Source organism: Streptomyces sp. NPDC085931, from assembly GCF_044540565.1.
GTDB lineage: Bacteria > Actinomycetota > Actinomycetes > Streptomycetales > Streptomycetaceae > Streptomyces.
This window is the reverse complement of sequence record NZ_JBITSK010000003.1, coordinates 134168-159266: the sequence shown is the minus strand read 5'-3', so window position 1 is coordinate 159266 and position 25099 is coordinate 134168. Positions and strand designations below refer to the sequence as shown.

Below are 25099 nucleotides of genomic sequence, written 5' to 3'. Positions count from 1 at the left end.
CCGAACGGCATTGTCTGCATGCCGACGCCGATCCGCCGGGGGCCAACAGGATGCCACACGAACTCGGCCCGTGGACGCCCGGGTTGGCTCCGTTTGGGCCGCCGGCCTGCCCGTTTGCCGCCCGGGTGGGGAACGTTCCGGGACCAGCGAGGCGACGGGGGTCATAACGACGGGGGCGGGCGAGAGGGCAGCGCGGTCGTCGTCCGGGATACGGGCTAAGTTGGCCTTGTCGTCGATCTCGTCGACGTACAGTGCGTGCCGTCCGGCCGGACGGCCAGGCCGGAGCCGTTCGGGGGAGCGGGCGATCCGCAGGGCGCCGGACGGGCTCCCGGCCGCCGTGCCGGGCGTGCCGGGCGCATGACCGGGACGACACACCGCCGCGCGGTTCCCCGTCCACCACCGAGAGCTCCGCCACCGAGGAGGAGTAAGCCGCATGTCCCCCCAGCACCACACCCCCGGCGCGAAAGCGGAGAAGGCCGCCGACTCCGGCGTCGAGGAGGCCGGTACCCCGCCGGGACGCTCCGCGCCGGGCGGGGCGCAAACGGGCCCGGCCGCCGGGGCGGAGGCGCCGGATGCCGCCGCGGCCGGCGAACCGGCTTCCTCCGCAGCGGACGCGGACGGCACGGACCCGGCTGCCGCACCGGCCGGCAAGCGGGCCGCACCCGCGGCCGAGCCCGGCAGCGCGGCGAACGCACCCGCGGCCGACGAACCGTCTGCCACCCCCGAAACGTCCACCGCGCCGCAGCCTGCCTCGGCGGCCCGGACGTCCACGGCGCCGGACACGTCCTCTGCGCCGCGGCCTGCCTCAGCGGCCCGGACGTCGACCGCGCCGGACACCTCGACCGCGCCCGGGGCGTCCACCGCCCCCGACGCGTCGTCCGCCTCGCACGCGTCTCCCGCGGCAGACGTCCCCGCCGCGCGGATCGCCGTGGCGGCGGCCGCTGTCACGGCCCCTCCGGGCGTCACGTCCGTGACCGGCGTGGACACGGGGCGGCCCCGCAAGCCGGTCCTGGCCGGAGCCGCGGTGATGGGCGCCGTCCTGGTCGCCGTACCGCTGCTGCTCGCCGGCGGAGGGAACGACGATGACGGCCGCGGCCCCTCCCGCACCGTGGCGGCCGAGGACGCGGACACCGTGCTCAGGCAGGAGTCGGCCCCCGCCGCCCTGGACGACTACGTGGCCGAGAAGCCCAGCGCGTCCCCGAGCCGGAAGAAGCCGAGCAAGAGCGCCGCGCCGGTCGCCGCCGCGCCCCCGCCCGTGGCGCCCGCGCCACAGCCGAGCAGCTCCCCCTCGAAGACCGCCACACCCAAGCCCAAGCCCAAGCCCAAACCGAAACAGACCCCGCGTCCGAACTGGAGCACCGAGACGGTCTCGGCGGTCAGCGTGCTGGAGGTCAACCAGGCCTGGACCACCAACCGCATCCGCATGGTCATGCAGACGGACGGCAACCTCGTCGTCTACAACGAGAAGGGCAAGCCCATCTGGGCGTCCATGACCTTCGGCCAGAACCACCGGGCGATCTTCCAGGGCGACGGCAACCTGGTCATCCACAACGCCGCCGACCGCCCCATATGGGCTTCCAAGAGTCACGGCCACGACGGCGCGCAACTCGTCCTGCGCGCCGACGCCAAGGTCGTCATCGTGCACAACGGCCAGGTCGTCTGGTCGACCTGACGGCGGATTTCGCCGACGCCTGCGCCCTCAGCGGCGCTTGACGCCCGGCCGGGCCGCCGGCGCGAGGGTCGGCTCGGTGACGGGGACGTCGCCGAGCGCCCGGTCGACGGCCGCGAGCACGTCGTCGGAGAGCCGCACACCGGAGGCGGCGGCGTTGGCGTGGACCTGCTCGGGGCGGGAGGCGCCGGTGATGGCGGAGGCGACCTCGTCGCGGCGCAGGACCCAGGCGAGGGCCAGCGTGGGCAGGCTCAGACCGGCCTCCTCGGCGATCGGCACCAGCCGCTGCACCGCCTCCAGGGCGGCGTCGTTGTACACCAGGTCCTTGGACACCGCCATGTCCGTGGAGGCGAAGCGGCTGCCCTCCGGCACGGGCTGCCCGGGCTTGTACTTCCCGGTGAGCACGCCCTGGGCGAGCGGCGACCAGACGATCTGTGAGATGCCGTTCGCCGCGCACAGCCCGAAGACCTCGGCCTCGGGGGCCTGCCAGAGCATGGAGTACTGCGGCTGGGAGGAGACGAACAGGTCGGGACCGCCGATCTCGACGGCCGTCCGGATCTGTTCGGGTGTCCACTCGCTGAAGCCGATGTAGCGGGCCTTGCCCTGCTCGACGACCTTCCGGAACGCCTCGACGGTGTCCTCGACGGGCACGGTGGGATCGAACCGGTGCGCCTGGTAGAGGTCGACGTAGTCGGTCCGCAGGCGGCTGAGGGAGGCGTCGATCTGCCGGGCGATCTGCTGCGGTGACAGGCCCTGGTCGGCCGGGTCGTCGGACATGGGGAAGTAGACCTTGGTGGCCAGGATGTAGGAGTCACGCGGGTGGGACGACAGGATCTCGCCCCAGGCGGTCTCGGCGGCTCCGCGGCCGTAGACGTTGGCGGTGTCGAAGAAGTTGATGCCCGCGTCGAAGGCCGCTTCGGTGCAGGCACGGGTGGCGTCGGCCTCGATGCCGCCGGAGTAGGTCAGCCATGACCCGAGGGAGATCTCCGAGACCTGAAGGTCCGAGTTGCCGAGTGTGCGGTACCGCATGGGTGCTCCTCGCTTCCGTGGGGCGTACGGACGGCGCCTACCCCGTCACCGCCGCCGCGCCACCGGCTCCGGGCCGAAACGGTGAACGCGACACGTCCGGCCCGAGTGCCGCCGGGTGAGGAGCGGACGGGCACCCCGGGAGGCCCGCCGGCGTGGCGGGCCCCGCGGGGTGCGCGTGGACGGTCAGGCGAGTGTGGGCCGGGTCCGGTCGTGGGCCGGTTCCAGACGGACGACGATGCCCTTGGACGTCGGCTGGTTGCTGATGTCGGCGACGCTGTCCAGGGGCACGAGGACGTTCGTCTCCGGATAGTAGGCGGCGGCCGAGCCCTTGGCGGCCGGGTAGGGGACGATCCTGAAGTTTTCCGCCCGCCGCTCGCTGCCGTCCGCCCACACGCTCACCAGGTCGACGAGATCGCCCTGGGCGAGACCGAGTTCGGTGAGGTCGGCCGGGTTGACGAGGACGACGCGGCGGCTGCCGTGGATGCCGCGGTAGCGGTCGTTGTCGGTGTAGGGGACGGTGTTCCACTGGTCGTGGGACCGCATCGTCTGCAGCAGCAGATGCCCCTCGGGCGCGCGGGGCACCACGGGCTCGTTGCAGGTGAACAGGGCCTTGCCGACCTTGTTGGGGAACACGCCCTCGTTGACCGGGTTGGGCAGCTGGAAGCCCCCGGGACGGGTGACCCGGGCGTTGAAGTCGTGGAAGCCCGGCACGATACGGGAGATGCGGTCGCGGATGGTGCCGTAGTCGCCCTCGAACGTGTCCCACGGGATGTCCGGCTCGCCGTCCAGGGTGAGGCGGGCCAGCCGGCACAGGATGGAGACCTCGCTGAGCAGCAGCCGGGAGGCCGGTTCGAGGCGGCCCTGGGAGGTGTGCACCTCGCTCATGGAGTTCTCGACGGTGACGAACTGCTCCCCGTCCGCCTGGACGTCGCGCTCGGTGCGCCCCAGGGTCGGCAGGATCAGCGCGGTCTCGCCGCACACGGTGTGCGAGCGGTTGAGCTTGGTCGAGATGTGGGCGGTCACCCGGCACGAGCGCATCGCCTCCTCGGTGACCGCGCTGTCGGGAGCCGCGCGGACGAAGTTGCCGGCCAGGGCGAGGAAGACCTTGACGCGCCCCTCCAGCATCGCCTTGATCGCGTTCACCGAGTCCAGGCCGTGCGGGCGGGGCGGGTCGAAGCCGAACTCCCGCTGCAGCGCGTCGAGGAAGGTGTCCGGCATCTGCTCCCAGATGCCCATGGTGCGGTCGCCCTGCACGTTGCTGTGGCCGCGCACCGGGCAGGCGCCGGTACCGGCACGCCCCAGATTGCCGCGCAGCAGCAGGAAGTTAACGATCTCCCGGACGGTGGGCACGCCGTGCTTGTGCTGGGTGATGCCCATCGCCCAGCAGACGATGACGCGTTCGCTGTCCAGGACCTCGTCGCGGACCTGCTCGATCTCCTCGCGGGTCAGTCCGGTCGCCGTGCGCACGTCGTCCCAGTCGATCGTGCGGGCGTGCCGGGCGAACTCCTCGAAGCCGCTGGTGTGGGCGGTGATGAAGTCGTGGTCGAGCACGGCGCCGGGCCGGGCGTCCTCGGCCTCCAGCAGCAGCAGGTTGAGGGCCTGGAACAGGGCGAGGTCGCCGCCCGGCTTGATGTGCAGGAAGCGGTCGGCGATCTGGGTGCCGCGTCCGACGATCCCGCGCGGCTTCTGCGGGTTCTTGAAACGCCGCAGTCCGGCCTCGGGCAGCGGGTTGACCGCCACGATCCGGGCACCGTTGCGCTTGGCCTCCTCCAGGGCGGTGAGCTGACGCGGGTGGTTGCTGCCCGGGTTCTGCCCCACCAGGAAGATCAGGTCGGCGTGGTGCAGGTCGTCGAGGCTGACGGTGCCCTTGCCCGTGCCCAGGGTCTCGCTCAGGGCGGAGCCGCTGGACTCGTGGCACATGTTGCTGCAGTCGGGCAGGTTGTTGGTGCCGAAGGCGCGGGCGAACAACTGCAGCACGAAGGCGGCCTCGTTGCTGGCGCGGCCCGAAGTGTAGAAGACGGCCTCGTCGGGGGAGTCCAGCCCCCGCAGTTCGCGCGCGAGCACGCCCAGGGCGTCGTTCCAGCCGATCGGCTCGTAGTGGTCGGAGCCGGGCCGCTTGATCATCGGCTCGGTGAGCCGGCCCTGCTGGTTGAGCCACTTGTCGGAGCGGGCCGCGAGGTCGGCGACGCTGTGCTCACGGAAGAAGTCGGCGGTGATCCGGCGCGTGGTGGCCTCGTCGTTGATGTGCTTGGCGCCGTTCTCGCAGTACTCGTTGCGGTGGCGCCGGCCCGGGGCCGGGTCGGCCCACGCGCAGCCGGGGCAGTCGATCCCGCCCACCTGGTTCATGGCGAGCAGGTCCACCCCGGTCTTGCGGGGAGAGGTCTGCTCCAGGGAGTACTCCAGGGCGTGCACGACCGCGGGGACGCCGGCCGCCCACTTCTTCGGCGGCGTGACGGAGAGTTCGGACTCCGGCTCCTCGCCGGGCGGGTTCTGCATCGGTTCGCCTTTCTCTCGCCGTGTCCGGCACACCGTTCAGCCGACGGGCCACTGGGCCACGCGGCTCCGGGGCGGTTCCGGCTGGTCGTGCTGCACGCGTCCGTTGCGGATGGTGCCGCGCCAGGCCCCGCCTTCCTGCCCCATGCCCTCGATGAAGTGCTTGAAATTCAGCAGCTCACCGCGCACGAGCCGGGCCGTGAGCCGCGTGGCCCCCGACGAGCGGGTGAGGATGCGCGCGGCTCCCCGCGGCTCCAGGAGCATCCGGACGGTGATCGCGGTGCCGCCGGAGCCCGTCGGCCTGAACTCGACCTCGCCCTGGTGCGAGGGGTGCTGCTCCAGACCGCGCCAGGCCAGGTAGGCGTCGGGGTCCTGCTCCACGATCTCGACGGCGAAACGGTGGCGCAGCGGTCCGTAGCCGATGCTCCAGGCGGTCACGGTGGGCCTGATCTGCTCGACGTCGCGCACCACGGCCGAGAAGCGCGGGAAGGTCTTGAACTGCGTCCACTGGTTGTACGCCGTGCGCACCGGCACCGCGACCGCGACCGTCTCCTCGACGTGCCGCTCGCGCAGCGGACGGCGGCGCGTGACGCCGTCACCGCCGGTGTGCGTCCCCGGCGTGTTCGGCAGGGCCTGCTGGGCGTCGTCTGCGTGCGCCATCGCGGTCTCTCCTCCGGTGAGGGAGCCGGGCGTGCGGGCACCCGGGCCTCCCCTCGTGCGTCAGGGCTGCTCTTTCCGGTTCCCTCATCGCGTCCTTCGAGTCCCCCCGGGTGCGTCCATCTGGTCGGGCAGGCCGCCGAAGGGAGGGGGACGGTCCCTTGCCAGGGGGACGGTGCCTTCCCGCGGCGGCCGGGCCGGCCGCCGCGGCCGCGTCCACCGGCCGGTCCGCGGGCCGGCGCGGTGCGGCCGGGGCCGCGGGAGCCGGCGGTCTCCAGCTTCGGCCACGGCCCGTCCGCCCGCCACTCCCGTGATCCACCGGGGTCCGGCGGCCACCCGGTCCGGACCTCAGCGCAGCCTGCGCACCCGCAGCACCAGGTCGTCGGTGTGGTGTGCGCCGGCGCCGCCTTCGGGGATCACCCGCGGCCGCTGCTCGTCCACCTCCACCTCCCAGTCGTCGTCGAGCAGGTCGACGACCGTCGAGGGCCACACGTAGTCGGCCGGGTCGAACCCGCTCTCCTGCGCCTGCTTGGTGTCCACGCCCGCGTGGTGCACGAACAGCAGCACGCCACCGGGCGCGACGGCGGAGAGCAGCGCCCGCTCGGCCGCGGCGTCGGGGGTGCGCAGCAGGGCCGGGTACTGCGCGGACACCAGGTCGAAGGAGCCCTGCGGGAGCGGTGCCACGGTCAGTGCGGCGTGGACCCAGCGGATCGTGACGCCGGCGTCCTGCGCGTGCCCGGCCGCACGTTCCAGCGCCACGCCCGAGACGTCCAGCGCGGTCACGTCCCAGCCGGCGCGGGCGAGCCAGATGGCGTCAGCGCCCTCACCGCAGCCGACGTCGAGCACGCGTCCGGGTACGAGGTCGGCGACCTCGGCCACGAGCGCGCCGTTGGGCCGGCCGCTCCACAGCTGCTGCCGGTCGGCGTAGCGGTCGTCCCACTCGGCGCGTACGGCGGGGTCTCCGACGTATCCGTCGGGGGGCGAGGGCAGGTCGGACGCGGGCTTTCCCGCTGCGATGTCGTCGGTCACGCGTCCACCGTCGCCCACCGCGCCCGGGCCTGCCCAGTTCTCTTGCCGGTCCGGCAAACCGCGCCGGGACCGGCCGCGCGGTCACTCGAAGAACTTCAGGCCGAAGCCCACGTCGGTGGGGGATCCGGGCACGTTGGCCCGCCGGTAGGTCGTGCCGCCCCACCAGACGGCCGTCCCGGTGTACCAGTAGCGGTTGGCCCAGGAGTACGGCGTCCCCTTCTGGACCGCGTGGAACATGGTCGGGAAGCGGGGGCCCGCGGGCGGGCCGGCGGCGACGTCACCCCGTGGCAGGACGAAGGTGTGGTGCCCGGGTCCGTCGACGTACAGGGTGGGGTGCCACCCCTCCATCATCGTCGAGGCGCGCGAGCCGAACAGGCAGCCGTTGCTCTTGTACCAGTCCCACACGTACGTGGGGTCGCCGCCGGCCCGCAGCCGCAGGTCGGCGATGCAGTAGTCGCTGCTCCAGCTGCCGTTGGCGGAGTAGGCGATGTGCAGGCGGCCGTCCGGGTCGACGACCGGCTGCGGTGCCTCGTTGATGAAGGGGTTGCCGACCACGCGCTCCCAGGGTTCGCGCGGCTGGGAGATGATGTGGCGGCCGCCCGTGGCCGCGGTCGGGCTGCTCATCCGCGCGATGTACAGGTTCTGTTCGACGTTGGTGTCCCCGGCCCAGCCGGACCACACGAACCAGCGCTGACCGCCGAAGGTGAACGGCACCCCGTCGATCGCCCACTTGTCGTCGGGCAGGGCGACCTTGGTGGCGGGGGAGTAGCCGGTGTCCGGGCGGGAGGAGCTGATGTGGTACATCCGGTGGGCGGCGCCCGTTCCGGCGGCGAAGTAGATGCGGTACTGGCCGTCGTGGTGCACGATCTCCGGAGCCCAGACCTCGCCGAGTCCGCCGGTGTCGTTCCAGACCTGGCGCTTGGGAGCGGCCGCGATGCCCTCCAGCGTCGTCGCCGTGCGCACCGCGATGCCGCCGTCCACGGACTTGGCCGCCACGTACAGCTCGCCGACCTTGATGACGCTCGGGTCGGCGCCGCCGAGCGTGGTACGGCCGCGCACGGAGAACGTGTCGTCCGTGCCCGTGACGGCCGCGTGGGCGTGGCCCGCGGGCGCCGCGACCTCCCCGACGGCGAGCGCCGCGACAAGGCTGAACGGGACAAGGGCCGCAAGCCATCGGCGGGAGGGGGACATCCGGGCCTCCTAATCATGCTCACGTCAGAGAGCGCTCTCAGATGGTCCCCGCCCCGCGCACGAGCGTCAATACACCGCGCTGCCCCCGTGCCCGGCACGGGCGACGATGTACGGCGGTACCGGCGACGACCTCCGGCGAAGCGGGCGACGACCTCCGGCGAAGCGGGCGACGACCTCCGGCGGAGCGGCGACGATCGACGACGGAGCGGCGACGATCCACGGCCGCGCCGGTGGCCGGGCCCTCATCGGGTGGCCGGGCCCTCACCAGGTGGCCGGACCCCCACCGGGTGGCCGTGCGCTCACCGGGTGGCCGGGCCGCGCTCGTGGGGGATCTTGTCACCGGCCTCGATCGCGACCTTCAGCCGGTTCTCGGCCGGCGGCAGCGGGCAGGTGGCGAAGTCGGTGTAGGCGCACGGCAGGTTGGTGGCCCGGTTGAAGTCCACCACCACGGTCCCGTCCGGCCCGGGGGCGTCGACGTGCAGGACACGGCCGGCCGGGTACGTCGTCACGCCGGAGGTCGCGTCGGCGAACAGCACCTGCAGGCTGCCGGGGGTGCTTCCCGGGAAGGCGGTCAGCTCCAGCGCCTGACCGTCGAAGGCGAAGCGGATCCTGCCGGGCGCGTCGTAGACGTGCTGCAGTCCCTCCACGGCGGCCCCGACGGTGGTCGGCCGGGGCTCGGCGAACGGCGTGTACGTGCCGGTGACCACCCAGCGCCGGTCCGGCGCGTACGCGGGCGTCCCGGTGAACGCGGTGCGCAGCGGGTGCTGCGGGTGCCGCGGGCGGACGACGTACCGGCCGCCCCGCTTGGCCACCTCGATCACCGCGTCTCCCCAGGCGGCTCCGACGCCGCCGCGTTCCGGGATGTCCCCGAACGTGTGCCGGCCGCGCACCGCGGTCCCGTCGACGACGAGTTCCTCGTCGTCGTCCAGCTCGACGGTGACGCCCCCGGGGCCTGCCGACCAGGCGCCGGGGGCCCCGGGGAAGCGCTCGGGTTCGGCCTCCGGCCAGTACTGGCCGGTGACGGCGAGGAACCCGTGCTCCTGGGCGAGCGCGGCGTCCTTCCGCTGGTGCCATGCCTCCCAGTCGGCTGCGAAGGCGGCGGCGTCGGTGGGGGAGTCCTGGACGGTCATGTTCGCTCCTGCGGGGTCGGGGTGCGGATGGTTCATGAGGGTGGGACGGAACTGCCGTTGTCAGGGCAGGAGTTCACGTACGAGCGCGGCGACCTGTTCCTCCTCGATGAGGAAGCCGTCGTGGCCGTGCGGGGACTCGATCAGCCGCAGGTGATCGGCCGTGCCGATACCGGCCGCCAACTCGGCCTGCTGGGACGGTGGGTAGAGGCGGTCCGAGTCGACCCCGGCGACCAGGGTCCGGGCCGTGATCCGGCTGAGCGCGGCCCGCACGCCCCCGCGCCCCCGACCGACGTCATGGCTGTTCATGGCCTCGGACAGCACGACATAGCTGGCCGCGTCGAAGCGGTGCACCAGCTTGGCCGCGTGATGGTCGAGGTAGGACTGGACCTGGTACCGGCCGCCGCTCCACGGATCCTCCTCGCCCTGGGGCGAGCGGCCGAAGCGAAGCTGCAGTTCCGGCTCGCTGCGGTAGGTGACATGGGCGATCCGCCGGGCCAGGCCGAGCCCTTCGTGCGGGCCCCGCCCGGTGTCGTGGTAGTGGCCGCCGCGCCAGTTCGGGTCGGCACGGATCGCCCGCACCTGGACGTCGGCCCAGGCGATCTGTTCGGCACCGGCCGCGGCCGCCGTGGCGAGCACCAGCAGCGCGCCGGTGCGATCGGGACGGGACACGGCCCATTCCAGCGCCCGCATCCCGCCCATCGAACCGCCCACCACCAGCGCCCACCGGTCGATGCCCAGGGCGTCGGCAAGACCGGCCTCGGCCGCCACCTGGTCCCGCTGCGTCAGGAACGGGAAACTGCCGCCCCACCGCCGGCCGGTGGGCCCGGGCGAGGCAGGACCGGTGCTGCCCTGGCAGCCCCCCAGCACGTTCGGGGCCACGACGAACCAGCGGTCCGTGTCGAGCGCCCTGCCCGGCCCGACGAGGCCGTCCCACCAGCCCGGCGTGGGATGACCGGCTTCTGCCGGGCCCGCCACATGGCTGTCACCGGTGAGGGCGTGCAGCACCAGGATCGCGTTGGACCGGTCCGGCGCGAGCCGGCCCCAGGTCTCGAACGCGAGCCGCACACCCGGCAGTTCGCCACCCGCCTCCAGAGCCAGCGGCTCCTCGCGCCGGTACCACTGGCGGCGCCCGGGCGGGTCCCCCTCCCGCCAGGCCCCGGAGGCCGGCGGAAGGGGAACCTGGGACGGCGTCAGCACGGTGTTCAGGACGCGCCCTTCGCCGCCCGGAACCCGGCCTCCAGGTCGGCCTTGAGGTCGGCGAGGTTCTCGATGCCGACCGACAGGCGCACCAGACCGGGAGAGGCCCCGGTGGCGGCCAGCTGCTCGGCGTCCAGCTGACTGTGGGTGGTGGACGCGGGGTGGATGATGAGGCTGCGCACGTCGCCGATGTTGGCCAGGTGGCTGAACAGCTCGACGGCGTCCACGAACCGCTTCCCCGCCTCCGTGCCGTCCCGCAGCTCGAACGAGACGATCGCTCCCGCGCCCCGCGGCAGGTACTTCCGACCGGCCTCGTACCACCGGCTGGACGCGAGCCCCGGGTAGTGCACGACGGCGACCTCGTCGCGCTGCTCCAGCCACTCGGCGAGCGCCAGCGCGTTCGCCGAGTGCCGCTCGATGCGCAGGCTGAGCGTCTCGATCCCTTGCAGGAGCAGGAACGCGGAGTGCGGGGAGAGCGCGGGACCGAGGTCACGCAGCAGCTGCACCCGCAGTTTGACGGCGAAGGCGCCGGGGCCGAGCGCGGGCCAGTACCGCAGCCCGTGGTAGCTGGGGTCGGGCTCGGTGAAGTCGGGGAACCGGTCGGCGTGCGCCCCGAAGTCGAACGTGCCGCCGTCGACCACGACGCCCGCGATGGCCGTGCCGTGCCCGCCCAGGAACTTGGTGGCCGAGTGCACGACGATGTCCGCGCCGTGCTCCAGCGGCCGCAGCAGGTAGGGGGTGGGGACGGTGTTGTCCACGATCAGCGGTACGCCCGCCTCGTGGGCGACGTCCGCGACCGCGCGCACGTCCAGGACGTCACCGCGCGGATTGCCGAGGGCCTCCGCGAACAGCGCCTTGGTGTTCGGCCGGATCGCCGCCCGCCAGGCCTCGGCGTCGTCCGGGTCCTCCACGAAGGACACCTCGACGCCCAGCTTCGGCAGCGTGTGCCGGAACAGGTTGTAGGTGCCGCCGTACAGCGAGGTGCTGGAGATCAGGTGGTCGCCCGCGCTCGCCAGGGTGAGGATCGCCAGCGTCTCCGCGGCCTGCCCGGAGGACAGCGCCACGGCCGCGACCCCGCCCTCCAGGGCGGCGACCCGCTGTTCGAAGACGTCCTGGGTGGGGTTGTGGATGCGGGTGTAGATGTTGCCGGGTTCGGCGAGCGCGAACAGGTCGGCGGCGTGCTGGGTGTCCCGGAACACGAACGACGTCGTCTGGTAGATCGGCGTCGCGCGGGCTCCGGTCGTGGGGTCGGGCGCGGCACCGGCGTGGATCTGCTTGGTCTCGAAGGACCAGCCCGAGGTGTCGGGCCCGGCCGGCTCGTCATCCGGGGTGTGGCCGGCGGTGACGGAGTCGAGGGGCTGGCTCATGGTGGTGCTCCCTTGTGCGGAGGGGAAGGCGCGCAGGCGCGAAGGGACCGCACAGCCGCGAGGGCACCCCGGAACGGGGGCGACGATCAGCGCGGATGCGGCGGGAAAACGGGAAAGGAACTGCTCAGAGGCCGGAGCGAGGCGTCAGCTCGCGGCGATACAACCCGTGGTGGTGACACGCACGTAATCGACGTGGCGGCGGGTCACGAGCACGGTCATGGAGCCAGGTAACCACATGCGGGCCGCGGCGCACCAGATGATCCGGCAGATTTCACCTCCACCGGGCGGGTGCGGCGGCGTGCGCCTCCGCGACCTCCTCGACCTGCACGACCTGCACGACCTCCTCGAACTCCTCGAACTCCTCGACCTCCTCGACCTCCTCGCCCTGCACGGTCTGCACAGAGCGGTGCCGACGGCCCGTCCCGCGGATGCCGGCTCGCCGGCCGGTCAGGGACGCTGCTCGGGCGGGTGCGGGCGGGTGGCCGCCTGGTAGGCGTCGAAGTCGGCCCTGCCGCCCGCGCCCAGGACCCCGGTGTCCGCCGCGAGCCGGCTCGGTGGCTGCCTGCGCAGTTCCCGGCGGGCGAGGCGGGAGACGAGGGCGGGAAAGGCGGGCCGCAGCGGCTGGCACCAGCGCAGCCACGGGGGCGCGTAGACATGACGGGCACGGCGTGTGATGCCGGAGGTCAGCCATGCGGAGACCTCTTCGGTGCTGTGCACCTTCCTGGCGAAGCGGGGCTGATTGCTGCGCAGGGCCTTGAGGACGGGGTGGTCGTCGATGCCGGTGATCATGTCGGTTCCGGTCCAGTGCAGGTAGGCGATGCCGACGCCGACCCCGTCCGGTTCCACCTCGCCGCGCAGGGCCAGGGCGAACGACTCCGCTCCGGCCTTGGAAGCGCAGTACGCGCTCATCATCGGCGACGAGCCGAAGGCGGCGGTGGAGGCGATCTGGAGGAAGTAGCCCCGCGTGTCCATGAGGTGGGGCAGGAAGGCCCGGGCCGTGTTGGCGGAGCCGGTGAGATTGACGTCGACGACCCGCTGCCACAGGTCGGCCGGTGTGTGGACGAAGGGCCCGCCGGTGGCGATCCCGGCATTGGCCACGACCACGCTCGCCGGGCCCAGCGTCTCTTCGATCTCGCGGGCGGCTCGAGCGAGTGCGTCCTGGTCGGTGACGTCGGTCTCGACGCACACGCTCCGGCCCGGCAGCGACGCGGCGGCCCGGCGCAGCGTGGCCTCCTCGCGCCCCGTCAGCGCCACCAGCATCCCGGCGTCCGACAGGCGCCGGGCGAGAGCCGCCCCCACACCGCGGGCGGCCCCCGTCACCACCGCGACCCGTCCCGCCAGCGGGGAACCGGCCGCCTCACGGAGCCGACCCGGCCCGGAGATCCCACGCATACGTCCCTCGCTCCCGTCACCGCGCCGTTCCGCCGACGGCGCCTTCGCATTCCTTCCGTGATACCCGGCCGATGGGATGCGTTCGAGACGTATCGCGCATTCGGCGTCATCGCCCCCCGCCCCACGGTCGCCGCAGGGCCTCGCCGCGCCCGAGTGAGCCTGCGGGGGACGGGCGGGGCCGGGGAAGCGGACGGGCGAGGGCCCGGACAAGCCGGTCCCCCGGGCGGGTTCCCGCGCGATCCGAGGGCGGCTCGCGCCGAGGCCTGCCTCCGCCGGCGCGTCAGCATGCCGTCAAAGCGGCGGGGAGCGCCGTCAGTGTTCCGTCAGAGGCATCCCGCGGCGCCGCGCACCGGGCCTAACGTCACCGGCGAGCCCGGGTTCGCCTCCCCGCGTCCCGGGCCTCCCCGCAACACGCTCGCACCCCACCTCCCGACGGCTGGAGCCCTCCATGGCAGTACTTCTCGACGGTGACGAGTCCGAACCTCCGGAACGGCTCCCGGCCGGACCGCTGTATGTGCCCGTCCGGCCGGGACCTTCCGGATACGTGGCCCGGCTGTTCCGCACGCCCCTCGGCGCCCGTACCGCCGTCGGCTTCACCAGCGCACGCAGGCTGACCGACACCCTCGGCCCGCAGCAGCGGTGGATCCGGCTCGCCGAGCCGGCCCTGCGGGCACTGACCGCCCCGCTCGGCATCACCACCGTCACGGTGGACCCGCTGTTCACCGCCCCGGCTCCCGCGCCGCTCACCACCCCCGCGGCGGCATCCACCGTCGCGCTGCTGACCACCCGAGCCTGAGAGGGGCCGCGACCGTGACCACAGTCCACGAACCCACCACCACGTCCGCACCGGCCGGAGCGCCGGTGTGGCCCGCCTCCACCACCGAGCCCGTGCGCGGCGATCTCGCCGTGGGCGGCGTCCCGCTCGCCGAGATCGCCGACCGGTTCGGCACACCGGTCTACGTCCTGGACGAAGCCGAGGCCCGCGCCCGCTGCCGTACCTACCGCGACGCCTTCCCCGACGCCGACATCCTCTACGCGGCCAAGGCGTTCCTGTGCCGGGCCATGGCCCACTGGACGGCCGAGGAGGGCCTCGGCCTGGACGTCTGCTCCGCCGGCGAACTGGAACTGGCCGTCACCACCGGCTTCCCGCCCGAGCGGATCGTGCTGCACGGCAACGCCAAGTCCCCGCGCGACCTGGACACCGCGCTGCGTCTGGGCGTCGGACGCATCGTCATCGACAGCCCCGGCGAGATCGCCCGGCTCGCCGCCGCCGTCGGCCCGCAAGGACGTCAGAAGGTGATGGTCCGCGTCGTGCCCGGCATCAACGCGGGCGGGCACGAGAAGATACGCACCGGCACCGACGACCAGAAGTTCGGCCTGTCCCTCACCGACGGCCACGCGGCGCACGCCATCGCCCGCATCCTCGGCCAACCGCAGCTCCGGCTCACCGGCCTGCACTGCCATGTGGGCTCGCAGATCACGAGCGTGCGGCCGTATGTCGTCGCCGTCCGCCGCATGGTCGGCCTGATGAGCCGCCTCCACGCACAGCACGGCCTGGTCCTGCCCGAACTCGACCTCGGCGGCGGACACGGCATCGCCTACCGTCCCGGCGACCCGGCCCTGGATGTGACGGACCTGGCGCGCCGGGTCCGCACGGAGCTGGCCGAGGCGTGCGGCCGGGCCGGCATCCCGGTGCCCCGCCTCGTCATCGAGCCCGGGCGGGCGATCGCCGGACCGGCGGGAGTCGCCGTCTACCGCGTCCTGGCCGTGAAACACACCGGCCGCACCGTGTTCGTGGCCGTGGACGGCGGCATGAGCGACAACCCGCGCCCCGCCCTGTACGGCGTGCGCTACGCACCGCGCCTCGTCGGCCGCCGCGGCACGGGGCGCCCGGCCCGGATGACCGTGGTCGGCCGGCACTGCGAGGCCGGCGACGTCCTGGCCACCGACGCGGAACTCCCCGGTGACGTGCGTCCCGGCGACCTGCTCGCCGTCCCGGCGGCCGGCGCCTACCACCTGTCGATGGCCTCCGGTTACAACCTGGTCGGCCGCCCGCCGGTCGTCGCCGTACGCGACGGGCTGGCCCGCCTCCTGGTCCGCCGCGAGTCCCTGGAGGATGTCCGCAGCAGGGATGTGGGCCTGTAGCGGCCCGCGGTCCTAAGCTCCTGCCATGACCAGGTGGTACGTCCTCGTGGAAGAGGACACACGGGAGACCAGGTACGCCGACGGTGCGGAACTGAGGCTGCACCGCTGGAAGTTGGTGGCCACCAGGGGCATCGGCTCGACCGCGGAGGAGGCGGCCGCGGAAGCGGAGCGGCTCGCTCTGCGGCACGTGCCGGCCGTGATCGCCAGGCACGCCAGACCTGGCGATCAGCCGGCCAGGGAGGCCTATCTCACCCCCGACGGCGCATGGTTGGTGACCGTCCGGCAGCGCGGCCGGGAAGCGCATGTCCGAGTGAGCGTCGCCCGGCTGATGCACAGGCAGCAGGAGAGCGAGGAGCCTCCCCCTCCCGCGCCGAGCTGGAAGGAAAGGCTGCGCAAGACCTTCTGAGGCCCGGCCGGGGAGAGGAGCGGGCGGGCGGTGGATGCCTCCGGCCCGCATGCCGTGTCTGCCGGTCCCCACGTGCGACCGATAGAAGGGACGCCGTCCGGCTGCGGCCCGCCCTGCCCGCCGCCCTGTGCCGGGTTCGCGCGGAGAGCCCCCGCGCCCGCGTGCCGCCCGGCGCGCAGGACCCGCTCGGGTGGCACGTGCATTCCGGCCATCCCGGGAATGCGTCCTCGCGTCACTTCCGGGCCCCCAGGGTTCTCCGTATGCTCCTGCGGCGACACGCTGGTTACCTTCGGTAAGAGGGGGAGCGGATGGTCGGTTCTTCGGGTACCTCACGACGCACGTTCATGACCGGGACCGCCGCGGCGGGCGGGACTGCCGTGCTGGGCACCACCCCGGCCGCGCAGGCCGCGACCCGGGCCCCGCGGGCACGCGTCCCCGCCTCGGTGGCCGTGCTCGGCGGCGGAGTGGCCGGGCTCACCGCCGCGCACGAACTCGCCGAGCGCGGCTTCCGCGTCACCGTCCATGAACGCCGGGCACTGGGCGGCAAGGCACGCAGCATGGGCGTGCCGGGCAGCGCGCGCGGCGGGCGGCGGGAGTTACCCGCCGAGCACGGCTTCCGCTTCATCCCCGGCATCTACCACAACCTGCCCGACACGATGCGGCGCATCCCATTCCCGGGCAACCCCAACGGTGTCTGGGACAACCTCGTCGCCCCGTCCGAGATGTCCTTCGCCCGCACCGGCCGTGAGGACCTGCGACTGCCGCTTCCCTGGCCGGGCCACCAGCCGCCCGACCTCACGCCGGACGACGTCCGCCGCGCCCTGACCGCCGTCCTGGAGACCGTGCGCGCGATCCCCCCGCACGAGGCGGCGTACTTCGTCAACCGCGTCCTGGTCTTCCTCACCAGCTGCGACGAGAGACGTGACGAGGTCTGGGAGAACACACCCTGGTGGGACTACATCAGGGCCGAGCGGATGAGCCGTGACTACCAGCGCATCCTGGCCGTCGGCGTCACCCGCAACATCGTCGCCACCAAGGCGGAGGAGGCCAGCACGCGCACGGTCGCCACTTTGCTGGAGGCATTCGTCTTCAACGGGCTGGGCCGGGGCGCGGACGGCCCGCTCGACCGCATCCTCAACGCGCCGACGAACGAGGCGTGGATCGACCCGTGGGTCGCCCATCTGACCTCCCTCGGCGTCGAGTTCGAGGTCGGCTCGACCGTCCGGGAGGTGCTGTACGGCGGGGGCAGGGTCACCGGAGCGCTGATCACGGACCCGGCCGGCCGGACGCGGACCGTGACCGCCGACCACTACGTCTGCGCGATGCCCGTGGAGCACGCCCGCCGCACCTGGGGCCCGGAACTGCGTGCCGCCGACCCCCAGCTCGCGCGGTGCGACAAGCTGGCAACGGACTGGATGACCGGCATCCAGTTCTACCTCACCGAATCCGCCCCCCTGCTCGACGGGCACCTCAACTGCGTGGACTCGCCCTGGGCGCTGACGGCCATCCAGCAGGCCGGGCACTGGCCGGAACGGGACTTCCCGGCCGACTACGGCGACGGCGCCGCCGTCGACTGTCTCTCCGTCGACATCTCCGAATGGGACAGACCCGGGATCCTGTACGGCAGGACGGCCAAGCAGTGCACCCGAACGGAGGTCGCCAAGGAGGTCTGGGCGCAGCTGAAAGCGGCGCTCAACGACACGGGAAGGGTGGTGCTGAAGGACAGTGCGCTGCACTCGTGGTTCCTCGATCCCGGCGTCGACGGCATCGGCACCCCGCACCCGGTCAACGAGGACGAGCTGCTGATCCACCCCGTGGGCACCTTCCACCACCGCCCGACGGCCCGGACGAGGATCCCCAACTTCTTCCTCGCGGGTGACTACGTCGCCGTCGACATCGACCTGGCGACCATGGAGGGCGCCAACGCCTCCGCACGAGCGGCGGTCAACGCGCTGCTGGACAGCGCCGGTTCGAACGCGCCGCACTGCACGATCACCCCCCTGTACCGCGCGCCGGAGTTCGAGACCCTCAAGCGCCACGACCGGACCCGCCACCGCTGGGGCCTGCCCAACGCCCTGGACCTGGGCTGACCGTCCGCCGGCCGCGCTGCCGGGGTGTCCACACCAGGAGCGCGGAAGGCCCGCCGGGACAGGGCGACCCCATGGGTTCCCTGCCCCGACGGGCCTCGGCCGGCCGGACGCCCGACTCACCGCGCCCGACGGCGCCGGGTGCCGTGTGCGGTACTCAGCCGAAGTTCACGTCACTGCACCACATGTAGGCCTGGTCGAGGTGCGAGGCCTGCCAGATCACGAACAGGATGTGGTGTCCGGTGTAGCCGGAGGTGCTGACGTTGAACCGGATGTCCTGTGCCGGGGCGAAGCGACCGGTCTGCGTGATGAAGTCGAGGTTCCCCCAGCCCAGGGTCTGGGTCTTGGGGTTGAAGCCCTGCTTGCTCACATAGACCCGGAAGTAGTCGGCACCGTGGGACGCCTGGTCGTGCAGCTGGACCGTGAAGTTGTTGCTGACGTTGGTCGTCTTCCACGGCCCGGGCTTGTCCAGGCTGGCGTTGCGCGAGAGGTTGTTGCTGCAGAGCGTCCCGTCGGGCGTCCGCGCCTGGAACTGGCCACCGAGACCGTCGCGGAGGGCGCTCATCCAGTTCCACATGGTGTCGGGGTTGGCCTGGAACGCCTGGTAACACATGGGGTCTTCGGTCTGCATGGCCGGACTCGTGTGGTTGCTGCCCCACGTCTTCCAGCACTGGTACGCGCGGGTGGCGGGGTTGACGATGGTGCCGTGTGCCTGGGCGGGGGTCGACCAGGCCAGCGCGCCGACGACCACGGCGAACACCATGACGAGCGCCTGAAGAGGCCGGCGGAGGGACCGCGAACGCCCGGTTAACGGACTCTGTTTACGCATGTGGGGGGACTCCTTCCCGTTGCTGGGCTGTCATGGGAGCGCTCCCAACATACGACGGCTGAGTGAAATGTCAATGAAACAAACAGGCTTGACGGCAGGGATCACGGAGCGCTGGTGGGATTCACGCCACGCCGGATGCCTTTCCCGTCCGCTCGCCCAACTTCGGCCAGGAAGACACTGTTTCGGCCATGGGAAGATCCATAATCTGTGGTCGCTGACACTCCGTCCCTTCGCAAGGAGTTCCGTGTCCACTACCCAGCAGGTGCCCGACATCCTCTCGCCCGAGTTCGCGGCGGACCCCTACCCCGCCTACGCGGTGATGCGGGAAAAGGCACCCTTGATCTGGCACGAGGCCACCCAGAGTTACATCATTTCCCGCTACACCGACGTCGAGCGGGTCTTCAAGGACAAGGCGTCGGAGTTCACCACCGACAACTACGACTGGCAGCTGGAGCCGGTCCACGGCAAGACCATCCTCCAGCTCAGCGGGCGCGAGCACGCGGTGCGGCGGGCTTTGGTGGCGCCCGCCTTCCGGGGCAGCGACCTGCGGGAGAAGTTCCTGCCGGTCATCGAGCGCAACTCGCGCGAACTGATAGACGTGTTCCGGCATTCCGGCTCCGCCGACATCGTCCAGGACTACGCGACCCGCTTCCCGGTCAACGTCATCGCGGACATGCTCGGCCTGGACAAGGCCGACCACGCCCGTTTCCACGGCTGGTACACGGCGGTCATCGCGTTCCTCGGCAACCTCTCGGGGGATCCCGAGGTGGCCGCGGCCGGTGAACGCACCCGCGTGGAGTTCGCCGAGTACATGATCCCGATCATCCGGGAGCGGCGCGAGAACCCGGGCGACGACCTGCTGTCGACGCTCTGCGCCGCGGAGGTCGACGGCGTGCGGATGAGCGACGAGGACATCAAGGCCTTCTGCAGCCTGCTGCTCGCCGCCGGCGGGGAGACCACGGACAAGGCGATCGCCGGCATCCTGGCCAACCTGCTGCGGCACCCGGACCAGTTGGCGGCGGTCCGGGCCGACCGGAGCCTCATCCCCGCCGCGTTCGCCGAGACGCTGCGGTACACCCCGCCCGTCCACATGATCATGCGCCAGTCGGCCACCGACGTGGAGGTCAGCGGCGGCACCATCCCGGCGGGAGCGACGGTGACCTGTCTCATCGGCGCCGCCAACCGGGACGAGAGCCGTTTCCGCGACCCCGACCGGTTCGACATCCTCCGGGACGACCTGACCACGACGTCGGCGTTCTCGGCCGCCGCCGACCACCTCGCCTTCGCCCTCGGGCGTCACTTCTGCGTCGGCGCGCTGCTGGCCAAGGCGGAGGTCGAGATCGGTGTCGGCCAGCTGCTCGACGCCATGCCGGACCTCCGGCTGGCCGACGGCTTCGAACCGGTCGAGCAGGGCGTGTTCACCCGCGGTCCGCAGTCGCTCCCGGTGCGCTTCACCCCGGTCACCGGCTGAGCGCCGTTCCGCCGTCCCCGCCCCGGGCCCGGCCGCGCCGGCCCGGGGTGGCACCCGCACCGCCGCGTCCCGCGGGGCCCGGCGGGCGTCCGGGCGCGGCCCGCTAGCGGACCGAGGGCGTGAACCGCACCGGAAGAGAGGTCAGACCGCGCATCCAGATGGACGGCCGCCAGGCCAGCTCGTCCGTCTCCACCCCCAGGACGAGGTCGGGCAGGTGCTCCATGAGCGTCTCCACGGCCGTGCGCGCCATGACGTCGGCCAGGAGCGGCGCGGGATAGGGGCAGCGGTGTTCACCGTTGCTGAAGGACAGGTGCGCGGAGTTCTCGGCGCCCACATGCGACTCGGGCCAGATCTGCGGGTCGGTGTTGGCCGCGGCCAGGCCCAGGATCAGGCAGTCGCCCTCCCGGACGAGCCGCCCGCCGAGCTGGGTGTCACGCACCGCCCAGCGGCCGATGAAGTTCTGGGTCGGGGTGTCCAGCCACAGCACCTCGTTCAGCGCCTCCCCGACACTGACCCGGCCACCGGAGACGTTGACCGCGAAGCGCTCGTCGGTCAGCAGCAGCCGCAGCGTGTTGCCGATCCAGTTGGCGGTGGGCTGCTGCGCCGCGGCGATCACGGAGATCAGGTCCTGCACGATCTCCTCGTCGCCGAGGCCGGCCGGGTCCAGCAGCATCCGCGAGGTGACGTCGGGGCCCGGACGCTCCCGCTTCTCCTTCACCAGCCGCAAGATGCGTTCCCCGACCCGCCCGTACGCGGCCACCGGGTCGTCGCCCTCACCGGCGTCCAGGGAGATGCGCAGGTCGTCGACGAGCTGCTCGGTGTCGGCGCCGCCCTGCGGCATTCCGCACATCCACAGCACGGCCCGGGCCGGCAGGGCGTGCGCGTACATGCTCATCAGCTCGGCTTCGCCGCTGCCCGAGAACGAGGCGATCAGCTGCTCGGCGATCAGCTGGCACTCGCGGGTCAGCTCGAACTGGTCGACGCCCTCCAGCGCCTGGGTGATGACACCCGCGCGACGCTGGTGCTCCAGCCCCTCGGTGAAGAGCACCGAGGGCTGGTAGCCGACGTACGGCAGCAGCGGCCAGTCCGCCGGGATGTTCGGCCACTGGTTCCATCGCCGCGAGTCCCGGGCGAACAGCTCGTCGTGGCTGGTCACATAGGACACCTCGGGATAGCCGAGCACCAGCCAGGCAGGGATGTCGCCCTCCAGCAGCACCGGCGCGACGGGCCCCTGCTCACGGCGCATCGTGCGGTACAGCTGCGCGGGCGTCCGCTGGTACTCCAGCCCGCTCAGCCGTACGGCACCCTGATGGGCCGGGCAGCCGGAGGCGGGCGTGCCGACGGACGGGGTGGGATCGCTCACGGTGTCCTCTCCTGAATCAGTGCCAGCGCGTAGAGGTGTTCCACCAGAGCGATCAGGACCTCCTTGCCGGACGACCTGAGCCGTGCGTCGCAGTCGATCATGGGTACGTGCTCACCGAGGGCCAAGGCCTGGCGGATCTCCTCCAGGGAGAAGCGGTTGGTGTCGTCGTCGAACCGGTTGACGGCCACCACGAACGGCGTCTTGTGATGCTCCAGCCGGTCGATCGCGTACCAGGAGTCCTCCATGCGGCGGGTGTCCACGAGGACGACCGCGCCCAGCGTGCCGGAGAACAGACGGTCCCACAGGAACCAGAAGCGTTCCTGGCCGGGAGCGCCGAACAGGTACAGCACCATGTGCTGGTTGAGGCTGATGCGCCCGAAGTCGAAGGCGACGGTGGTGGTGGTCTTGCGTTCCACCCCGGCCGTCTCGTCGACGCCCTGGCCCGCCTGGGTCATCACCTCTTCGGTGTTCAGGGGCCTGATCTCGCTGACCGAGCGCACCAGGGTGGTCTTGCCGACCCCGAACCCGCCCACGACGACGATCTTCAGGCCGGTCTCGGCGGCATCGGCCAGCGGCGTGCGCTGGTGGGGCAGCTCAGAGGTTGCGGAGCCCATGGAGCACCTCCTGGAGCAGGGCGGTTTCGGGGAGGTCCGCGACGGATGCGGCCGCGCGGGGGTGACGGGCGCTCACCTTGCCCATGGCATGGAGGTCACCGAGGAGGATCCGGACGACGGTGATGGGCAGTCTCAGCTCGGCGGCGATCTCGACCAGGGCCGTGGGATGGCGGCACAGTTCGAGGATCCGCACGTGCTCCGACTGCATCCCGGCGGCGGGCTCGCACTCACTGACGATCAGCGTCACCAGGTCGAACGTGTCGTCCGCCTCGCTGCGCCCGCCCGTGACGATGTACAGCCGGTCGGGATCACCGACGTCCACGGGTTTGTGGATCACGCGGTGGCACCCCGGGTGGCGGTCGTACGCGGCTCGGCCCGCAGGTGCTCGCCGATCTGCTCGACCATCTCCGTCATCTGGTGCCCCACGACGCCCGGGTCGGCGCTCTCCTCGGCGACGACCGCGAGGTGGGCGCCCTGGCCGGCCTCGACGATGAACAGCAGCCCGCCGTGGAACTCGGTCATGGAGTGCCGGACGCCGCCCGACCCGTCGCCGAACTCCACGGACGCGCCCTGCGCGAGCGCCTGGATGCCCGAGCAGATCGCCGCCAGCTGGTCGGCCTGGTCGAGCGTCATGTGCTCGGTCCAGCACAGTTTCAGTCCGTCCCTGGACAGGACGAGGGCGTGCCGCGTGCCCGGCGTGCGCTCCAAGAGGTTCGTCAAGAGCCAGGTCAGGCTGTTGTCAGTGGTCTCCATGGTGGGTGGGCCGGGTGGCGACCTTCGCAGGTCACCCGGCCCGTTCCTCCAATCCAACGAGGTGCGGCGAATCGGTGCGGGGGTGGTACGGCCTGTGCGGCCGCGAGGGGTGGGGAGCCCGAGGGCCTAGCTGTCGCTGTCGCCCCCGGTCTCCCTGCCGGCGCCGGGGTCGGCGGCGGTGGCGCCACCGCTCTGCCGGCCGCGGTGGAAGGCGCCGAACCGGCTTCCGGCGTCGCGAGCCGGGCCCGGCCGGGCCTCGGGGGACGGCTCGGCCGACTGCTTCGGCCGGCTGCGCTCCGCTTCGGCCATGGTGCGGCCGGGCGCGCGGACGGGCAGTCCGTTGGGGGTGGCCGGGCCCCGCCTGCGGGGCATCGGCGCGGCCGGCGCCACGTCCTCGGCCACAGCGGCCTCCGGGCGCACGGGGGAGGGGTATTCCTCGCGCGCGGGGGCGTGGGCGGCCGGAACCTCCACGGCGGGGCGGGGCCGCTCGGCGGGCACCGCCTCCCGCTGCTGGGCGATGAGCTCGGGCGGCAGGAGCACGACGACGCCGGTGCCACCCCGGGAGGAGGGCCGGTAGTTGACGCTGATGCCGTACTTGACGGCGAGCCGTCCCACCACGCCCAGGCCGAGGCGGGTGCCCTGCAACGAGGCGAGGTCGGTGGCCTTGCCCGCCACGGACTCCTTGGCCCGGCGCAGGGCGGCGTCGGACATCTTCAGGCCGCTGTCCTCGATCGTGACGACCAGACCGGCACTGCCTTCCTCGACGTACACATGGACCTCGTCGATCGGCGGGGAGAAGTTGGCAGCGTTGTCCATGAGTTCGGCCAGCAGGTGCATCACGCCCTCGGCGGCGAAGCCGGCGATCGCGGCCCGGCTGGAGTTGTGCAGCCGCACCCGCCGGTAGGCGGCGATCCGGCCGACCGCGCCGCGCAGGATGCTCTCCATCACGATGGGCTTGTTCCAGACGCGGCTGGAGCGGCCGCCCATCAGCAGCGCCAGCCGGTCGGTCATCAGTCCCAGCTGCGAGGTGCTGTGGTCCAGGCGCAGCAGGTCCCCGAAGACTTCCTGGCCGTGACGTTCCTGCATGTCCCGGAGCTCGGCGAGCATGCTGACGGTCTTGGCCTGGACCCGGCTGAGCGCCTTCGCGGAGGCGGCCTGGGCCGCCGAGGAGCGGCGTTCGCTGTGGGCCAGGTCGCGCACGAACGATTCGGCCGTGGCGCGCAACAGCGGGTTGCGCGGCCACTCGAACGCGGCGAGGACCGTGTCCGCGGAGCTGCCCTCCCGGAGCATGGTCACGGCCGCGGGCAGCGTGTGCTGGGTCAGCTGCTCCAACTCCTGCGCACCCTGGGCCAGTTCACCCTTCGCTGCGTCCAGCTCGCGCTGCATCCCGGCCGCCTGCCGTACCGCCTCGCTCACCTCGCTCGCGAAGACGTGCAGCACCCGGCGCAGATACGGGTCGGACGGGGAGGGGGCGCCGGACAGGGCCTCGTCCGCGCCGGTGCCGTTCTTCAGCTGGGCCACCAGGGCAGGGAGGACGGTGTTGACCAGCTGCGCCGCCTCGGCGCCCTGCTGCGCCCAGTTGTTCTTGGTCGTCTCCAGTTCGTCGCCACGTGCCGCCGCCTCGCCGCGCGCACGGCGCAGCAGCACCATGGCGGCGACGGTGACGGCGGCGAGGCAGACCCATGCCGCGGCCGCCGTGCCGAGTACCCACGGGCGGGCATGCGCGGGGGCGAGGACGGCCGCCGCTCCGGCCCCGAGGGCCGTCCCGGCCAGCACCACGGGGAACAGGGCCGGGGAGGAGCGTGCCCCGTCGGAGGATCGGCGCTGACGGGTTGGGGCAGGCACTGGCATTCCGCGGTCCCTCGGTCCGTGAGAGCAGGAGGTGCGTGGACGACTGAGCATCGCCGCATCCGGAACATGATGAGGATCTTCCGGATCGAACACCTGGCTCATGCTAGCGACGCCGCCACACCGGAATATGCCGCTGGGCGGGGAGTTGATGCGGGGAAGCTCATTTCGTCGAGAAAAGACGGTGACGGACGAGGCGTGTGATAACCGCAGCGCGCTCCGTCGGCTGGTCCGGACCTGGTGTTTCGCGGTGGCGGTTCGGTATTTCGTCACCGCTCGGCGGGGCGCGGGGACGCTCACCGCGGGATCCCGGGGAGCACTTCCGGCCAAGTTGCGGTCGTTCCGCTCTCCCTCGTCGCGCCACCTCGTGGCCGGCGCCGGGACAGACCAGGACCGACCGGGACGTCGGCCACCGCCCGAGTGTGCGTG

Annotated in this window: 22 protein-coding genes; 6 read left to right on the top strand and 16 right to left on the bottom strand. The window is 72.5% G+C overall.

The window, feature by feature from the left end; all coding sequences use genetic code 11:
• Positions 1–433 precede the first annotated feature (433 nt).
• Positions 434–1672: a mannose-binding protein gene (locus tag ACIGAN_RS06915; protein WP_399855613.1), complete on the top strand. Its 1239-nt coding sequence runs from the start codon at positions 434–436 to the stop codon at positions 1670–1672.
• A 27-nt stretch (positions 1673–1699) separates the two neighbouring features.
• Here the strand turns inward: ACIGAN_RS06915 and ACIGAN_RS06910 are convergent, their stop codons facing one another.
• The 10 genes from ACIGAN_RS06910 to ACIGAN_RS06865 form a co-directional block, all read right to left on the bottom strand.
• Complete coding sequence (locus tag ACIGAN_RS06910) at positions 1700–2698, bottom strand: aldo/keto reductase family protein (RefSeq protein ID WP_365743909.1); 999 nt, start codon at positions 2696–2698, stop codon at positions 1700–1702.
• 183 nt (positions 2699–2881) lie between these two features.
• A complete protein-coding gene (locus ACIGAN_RS06905) occupies positions 2882–5194 on the bottom strand; it encodes an FdhF/YdeP family oxidoreductase (RefSeq protein ID WP_399855610.1) in 2313 nt (770 codons plus the stop codon).
• Between the two features lie 36 nt (positions 5195–5230).
• On the bottom strand, positions 5231–5851 hold the full coding sequence (locus ACIGAN_RS06900) for an SRPBCC family protein (protein WP_365743913.1): 621 nt from the start codon (positions 5849–5851) through the stop codon (positions 5231–5233).
• 345 nt (positions 5852–6196) lie between these two features.
• Entirely contained in the window at positions 6197–6877 is a 681-nt protein-coding gene (locus ACIGAN_RS06895) for a class I SAM-dependent methyltransferase (protein ID WP_399855608.1), read from the bottom strand.
• 81 nt (positions 6878–6958) lie between these two features.
• The gene (locus ACIGAN_RS06890; protein WP_399855606.1) at positions 6959–8068 is read right to left on the bottom strand and encodes a glycoside hydrolase family 43 protein; all 1110 of its coding nucleotides are present in this window, start codon (positions 8066–8068) and stop codon (positions 6959–6961) included.
• Positions 8069–8367: 299 nt separating this feature from the next.
• A complete protein-coding gene (locus ACIGAN_RS06885; RefSeq protein ID WP_399855603.1) occupies positions 8368–9198 on the bottom strand; it encodes a DUF1684 domain-containing protein in 831 nt (276 codons plus the stop codon).
• A 60-nt stretch (positions 9199–9258) separates the two neighbouring features.
• Positions 9259–10395 carry a homoserine O-acetyltransferase MetX gene (locus tag ACIGAN_RS06880; protein ID WP_399855600.1) on the bottom strand — a complete coding sequence of 379 codons (1137 nt, stop codon included), beginning with the start codon at positions 10393–10395 and terminating at the stop codon, positions 9259–9261.
• Between the two features lie 5 nt (positions 10396–10400).
• The gene (locus ACIGAN_RS06875) at positions 10401–11762 is read right to left on the bottom strand and encodes a bifunctional o-acetylhomoserine/o-acetylserine sulfhydrylase (protein WP_399855597.1); all 1362 of its coding nucleotides are present in this window, start codon (positions 11760–11762) and stop codon (positions 10401–10403) included.
• Between the two features lie 271 nt (positions 11763–12033).
• Positions 12034–12162: a hypothetical protein gene (locus ACIGAN_RS06870; RefSeq protein WP_399855594.1), complete on the bottom strand. Its 129-nt coding sequence runs from the start codon at positions 12160–12162 to the stop codon at positions 12034–12036.
• A 47-nt stretch (positions 12163–12209) separates the two neighbouring features.
• On the bottom strand, positions 12210–13154 hold the full coding sequence (locus ACIGAN_RS06865) for an SDR family oxidoreductase (protein WP_399855591.1): 945 nt from the start codon (positions 13152–13154) through the stop codon (positions 12210–12212).
• Positions 13155–13602: 448 nt separating this feature from the next.
• Here ACIGAN_RS06865 and ACIGAN_RS06860 point away from each other — a divergent pair, with 448 nt between their 5' ends.
• The 4 genes from ACIGAN_RS06860 to ACIGAN_RS06845 all read left to right on the top strand — a co-directional run bounded on the left by ACIGAN_RS06860 (position 13603) and on the right by ACIGAN_RS06845 (position 17795).
• On the top strand, positions 13603–13950 hold the full coding sequence (locus ACIGAN_RS06860) for an SAV_915 family protein (protein ID WP_399855588.1): 348 nt from the start codon (positions 13603–13605) through the stop codon (positions 13948–13950).
• A 14-nt stretch (positions 13951–13964) separates the two neighbouring features.
• Positions 13965–15299 carry a diaminopimelate decarboxylase gene (gene lysA, locus ACIGAN_RS06855; protein ID WP_399855585.1) on the top strand — a complete coding sequence of 445 codons (1335 nt, stop codon included), beginning with the start codon at positions 13965–13967 and terminating at the stop codon, positions 15297–15299.
• Positions 15300–15324: 25 nt separating this feature from the next.
• Positions 15325–15705, top strand: coding sequence for a hypothetical protein (locus tag ACIGAN_RS06850; protein WP_365095343.1), 381 nt, complete (start codon positions 15325–15327; stop codon positions 15703–15705).
• 344 nt (positions 15706–16049) lie between these two features.
• Positions 16050–17795, top strand: coding sequence for a hydroxysqualene dehydroxylase (locus ACIGAN_RS06845; protein ID WP_399855582.1), 1746 nt, complete (start codon positions 16050–16052; stop codon positions 17793–17795).
• A gap of 154 nt (positions 17796–17949) precedes the next feature.
• Here the strand turns inward: ACIGAN_RS06845 and ACIGAN_RS06840 are convergent, their stop codons facing one another.
• Positions 17950–18555 carry a lytic polysaccharide monooxygenase auxiliary activity family 9 protein gene (locus ACIGAN_RS06840; protein ID WP_365095338.1) on the bottom strand — a complete coding sequence of 202 codons (606 nt, stop codon included), beginning with the start codon at positions 18553–18555 and terminating at the stop codon, positions 17950–17952.
• A gap of 310 nt (positions 18556–18865) precedes the next feature.
• Between ACIGAN_RS06840 and ACIGAN_RS06835 the strand changes: the two genes are divergently transcribed.
• Positions 18866–20092 (top strand): cytochrome P450, encoded by a 1227-nt coding sequence (locus ACIGAN_RS06835; protein ID WP_399855579.1) that lies wholly within the window; start codon positions 18866–18868, stop codon positions 20090–20092.
• Between the two features lie 103 nt (positions 20093–20195).
• On the opposite strand, the gene ACIGAN_RS06830 is transcribed toward ACIGAN_RS06835, so the two are convergent.
• From ACIGAN_RS06830 to ACIGAN_RS06810, 5 genes are all read right to left on the bottom strand, one after another.
• Positions 20196–21455 (bottom strand): cytochrome P450, encoded by a 1260-nt coding sequence (locus ACIGAN_RS06830; RefSeq protein WP_365743725.1) that lies wholly within the window; start codon positions 21453–21455, stop codon positions 20196–20198.
• Positions 21452–22069, bottom strand: a complete 618-nt coding sequence (locus tag ACIGAN_RS06825) for a GTP-binding protein (RefSeq protein ID WP_365743727.1) — start codon at positions 22067–22069, stop codon at positions 21452–21454. The genes ACIGAN_RS06830 and ACIGAN_RS06825 overlap by 4 nt, the downstream gene beginning before the upstream one ends.
• Entirely contained in the window at positions 22050–22406 is a 357-nt protein-coding gene (locus ACIGAN_RS06820) for a DUF742 domain-containing protein (RefSeq protein ID WP_365095327.1), read from the bottom strand. The genes ACIGAN_RS06825 and ACIGAN_RS06820 overlap by 20 nt, the downstream gene beginning before the upstream one ends.
• On the bottom strand, positions 22403–22822 hold the full coding sequence (locus ACIGAN_RS06815) for a roadblock/LC7 domain-containing protein (RefSeq protein WP_351357490.1): 420 nt from the start codon (positions 22820–22822) through the stop codon (positions 22403–22405). The genes ACIGAN_RS06820 and ACIGAN_RS06815 overlap by 4 nt, the downstream gene beginning before the upstream one ends.
• Before the next feature lie 126 nt (positions 22823–22948).
• Positions 22949–24673 (bottom strand): ATP-binding protein, encoded by a 1725-nt coding sequence (locus ACIGAN_RS06810; RefSeq protein WP_399855575.1) that lies wholly within the window; start codon positions 24671–24673, stop codon positions 22949–22951.
• Positions 24674–25099 lie beyond the last annotated feature (426 nt).

What these genes read in the sequence shown, in the direction of transcription:
- ACIGAN_RS06850 (WP_365095343.1), top strand. Translation starts at nt 15,325, where the DNA reads ATGACCAGGTGGTACGTCCTCGTGGAAGAGGACACACGGGAGACCAGG.
- ACIGAN_RS06815 (WP_351357490.1), bottom strand. Translation starts at nt 22,822, where the DNA reads ATGGAGACCACTGACAACAGCCTGACCTGGCTCTTGACGAACCTCTTG.
- ACIGAN_RS06915 (WP_399855613.1), top strand. Translation starts at nt 434, where the DNA reads ATGTCCCCCCAGCACCACACCCCCGGCGCGAAAGCGGAGAAGGCCGCC.
- ACIGAN_RS06810 (WP_399855575.1), bottom strand. Translation starts at nt 24,673, where the DNA reads ATGCCAGTGCCTGCCCCAACCCGTCAGCGCCGATCCTCCGACGGGGCA.
- ACIGAN_RS06860 (WP_399855588.1), top strand. Translation starts at nt 13,603, where the DNA reads ATGGCAGTACTTCTCGACGGTGACGAGTCCGAACCTCCGGAACGGCTC.
- ACIGAN_RS06840 (WP_365095338.1), bottom strand. Translation starts at nt 18,555, where the DNA reads ATGGTGTTCGCCGTGGTCGTCGGCGCGCTGGCCTGGTCGACCCCCGCC.
- ACIGAN_RS06910 (WP_365743909.1), bottom strand. Translation starts at nt 2,698, where the DNA reads ATGCGGTACCGCACACTCGGCAACTCGGACCTTCAGGTCTCGGAGATC.
- ACIGAN_RS06905 (WP_399855610.1), bottom strand. Translation starts at nt 5,194, where the DNA reads ATGCAGAACCCGCCCGGCGAGGAGCCGGAGTCCGAACTCTCCGTCACG.
- ACIGAN_RS06885 (WP_399855603.1), bottom strand. Translation starts at nt 9,198, where the DNA reads ATGACCGTCCAGGACTCCCCCACCGACGCCGCCGCCTTCGCAGCCGAC.
- ACIGAN_RS06865 (WP_399855591.1), bottom strand. Translation starts at nt 13,154, where the DNA reads ATGCGTGGGATCTCCGGGCCGGGTCGGCTCCGTGAGGCGGCCGGTTCC.
- ACIGAN_RS06890 (WP_399855606.1), bottom strand. Translation starts at nt 8,068, where the DNA reads ATGTCCCCCTCCCGCCGATGGCTTGCGGCCCTTGTCCCGTTCAGCCTT.
- ACIGAN_RS06875 (WP_399855597.1), bottom strand. Translation starts at nt 11,762, where the DNA reads ATGAGCCAGCCCCTCGACTCCGTCACCGCCGGCCACACCCCGGATGAC.
- ACIGAN_RS06845 (WP_399855582.1), top strand. Translation starts at nt 16,050, where the DNA reads ATGACCGGGACCGCCGCGGCGGGCGGGACTGCCGTGCTGGGCACCACC.
- ACIGAN_RS06900 (WP_365743913.1), bottom strand. Translation starts at nt 5,851, where the DNA reads ATGGCGCACGCAGACGACGCCCAGCAGGCCCTGCCGAACACGCCGGGG.
- ACIGAN_RS06825 (WP_365743727.1), bottom strand. Translation starts at nt 22,069, where the DNA reads ATGGGCTCCGCAACCTCTGAGCTGCCCCACCAGCGCACGCCGCTGGCC.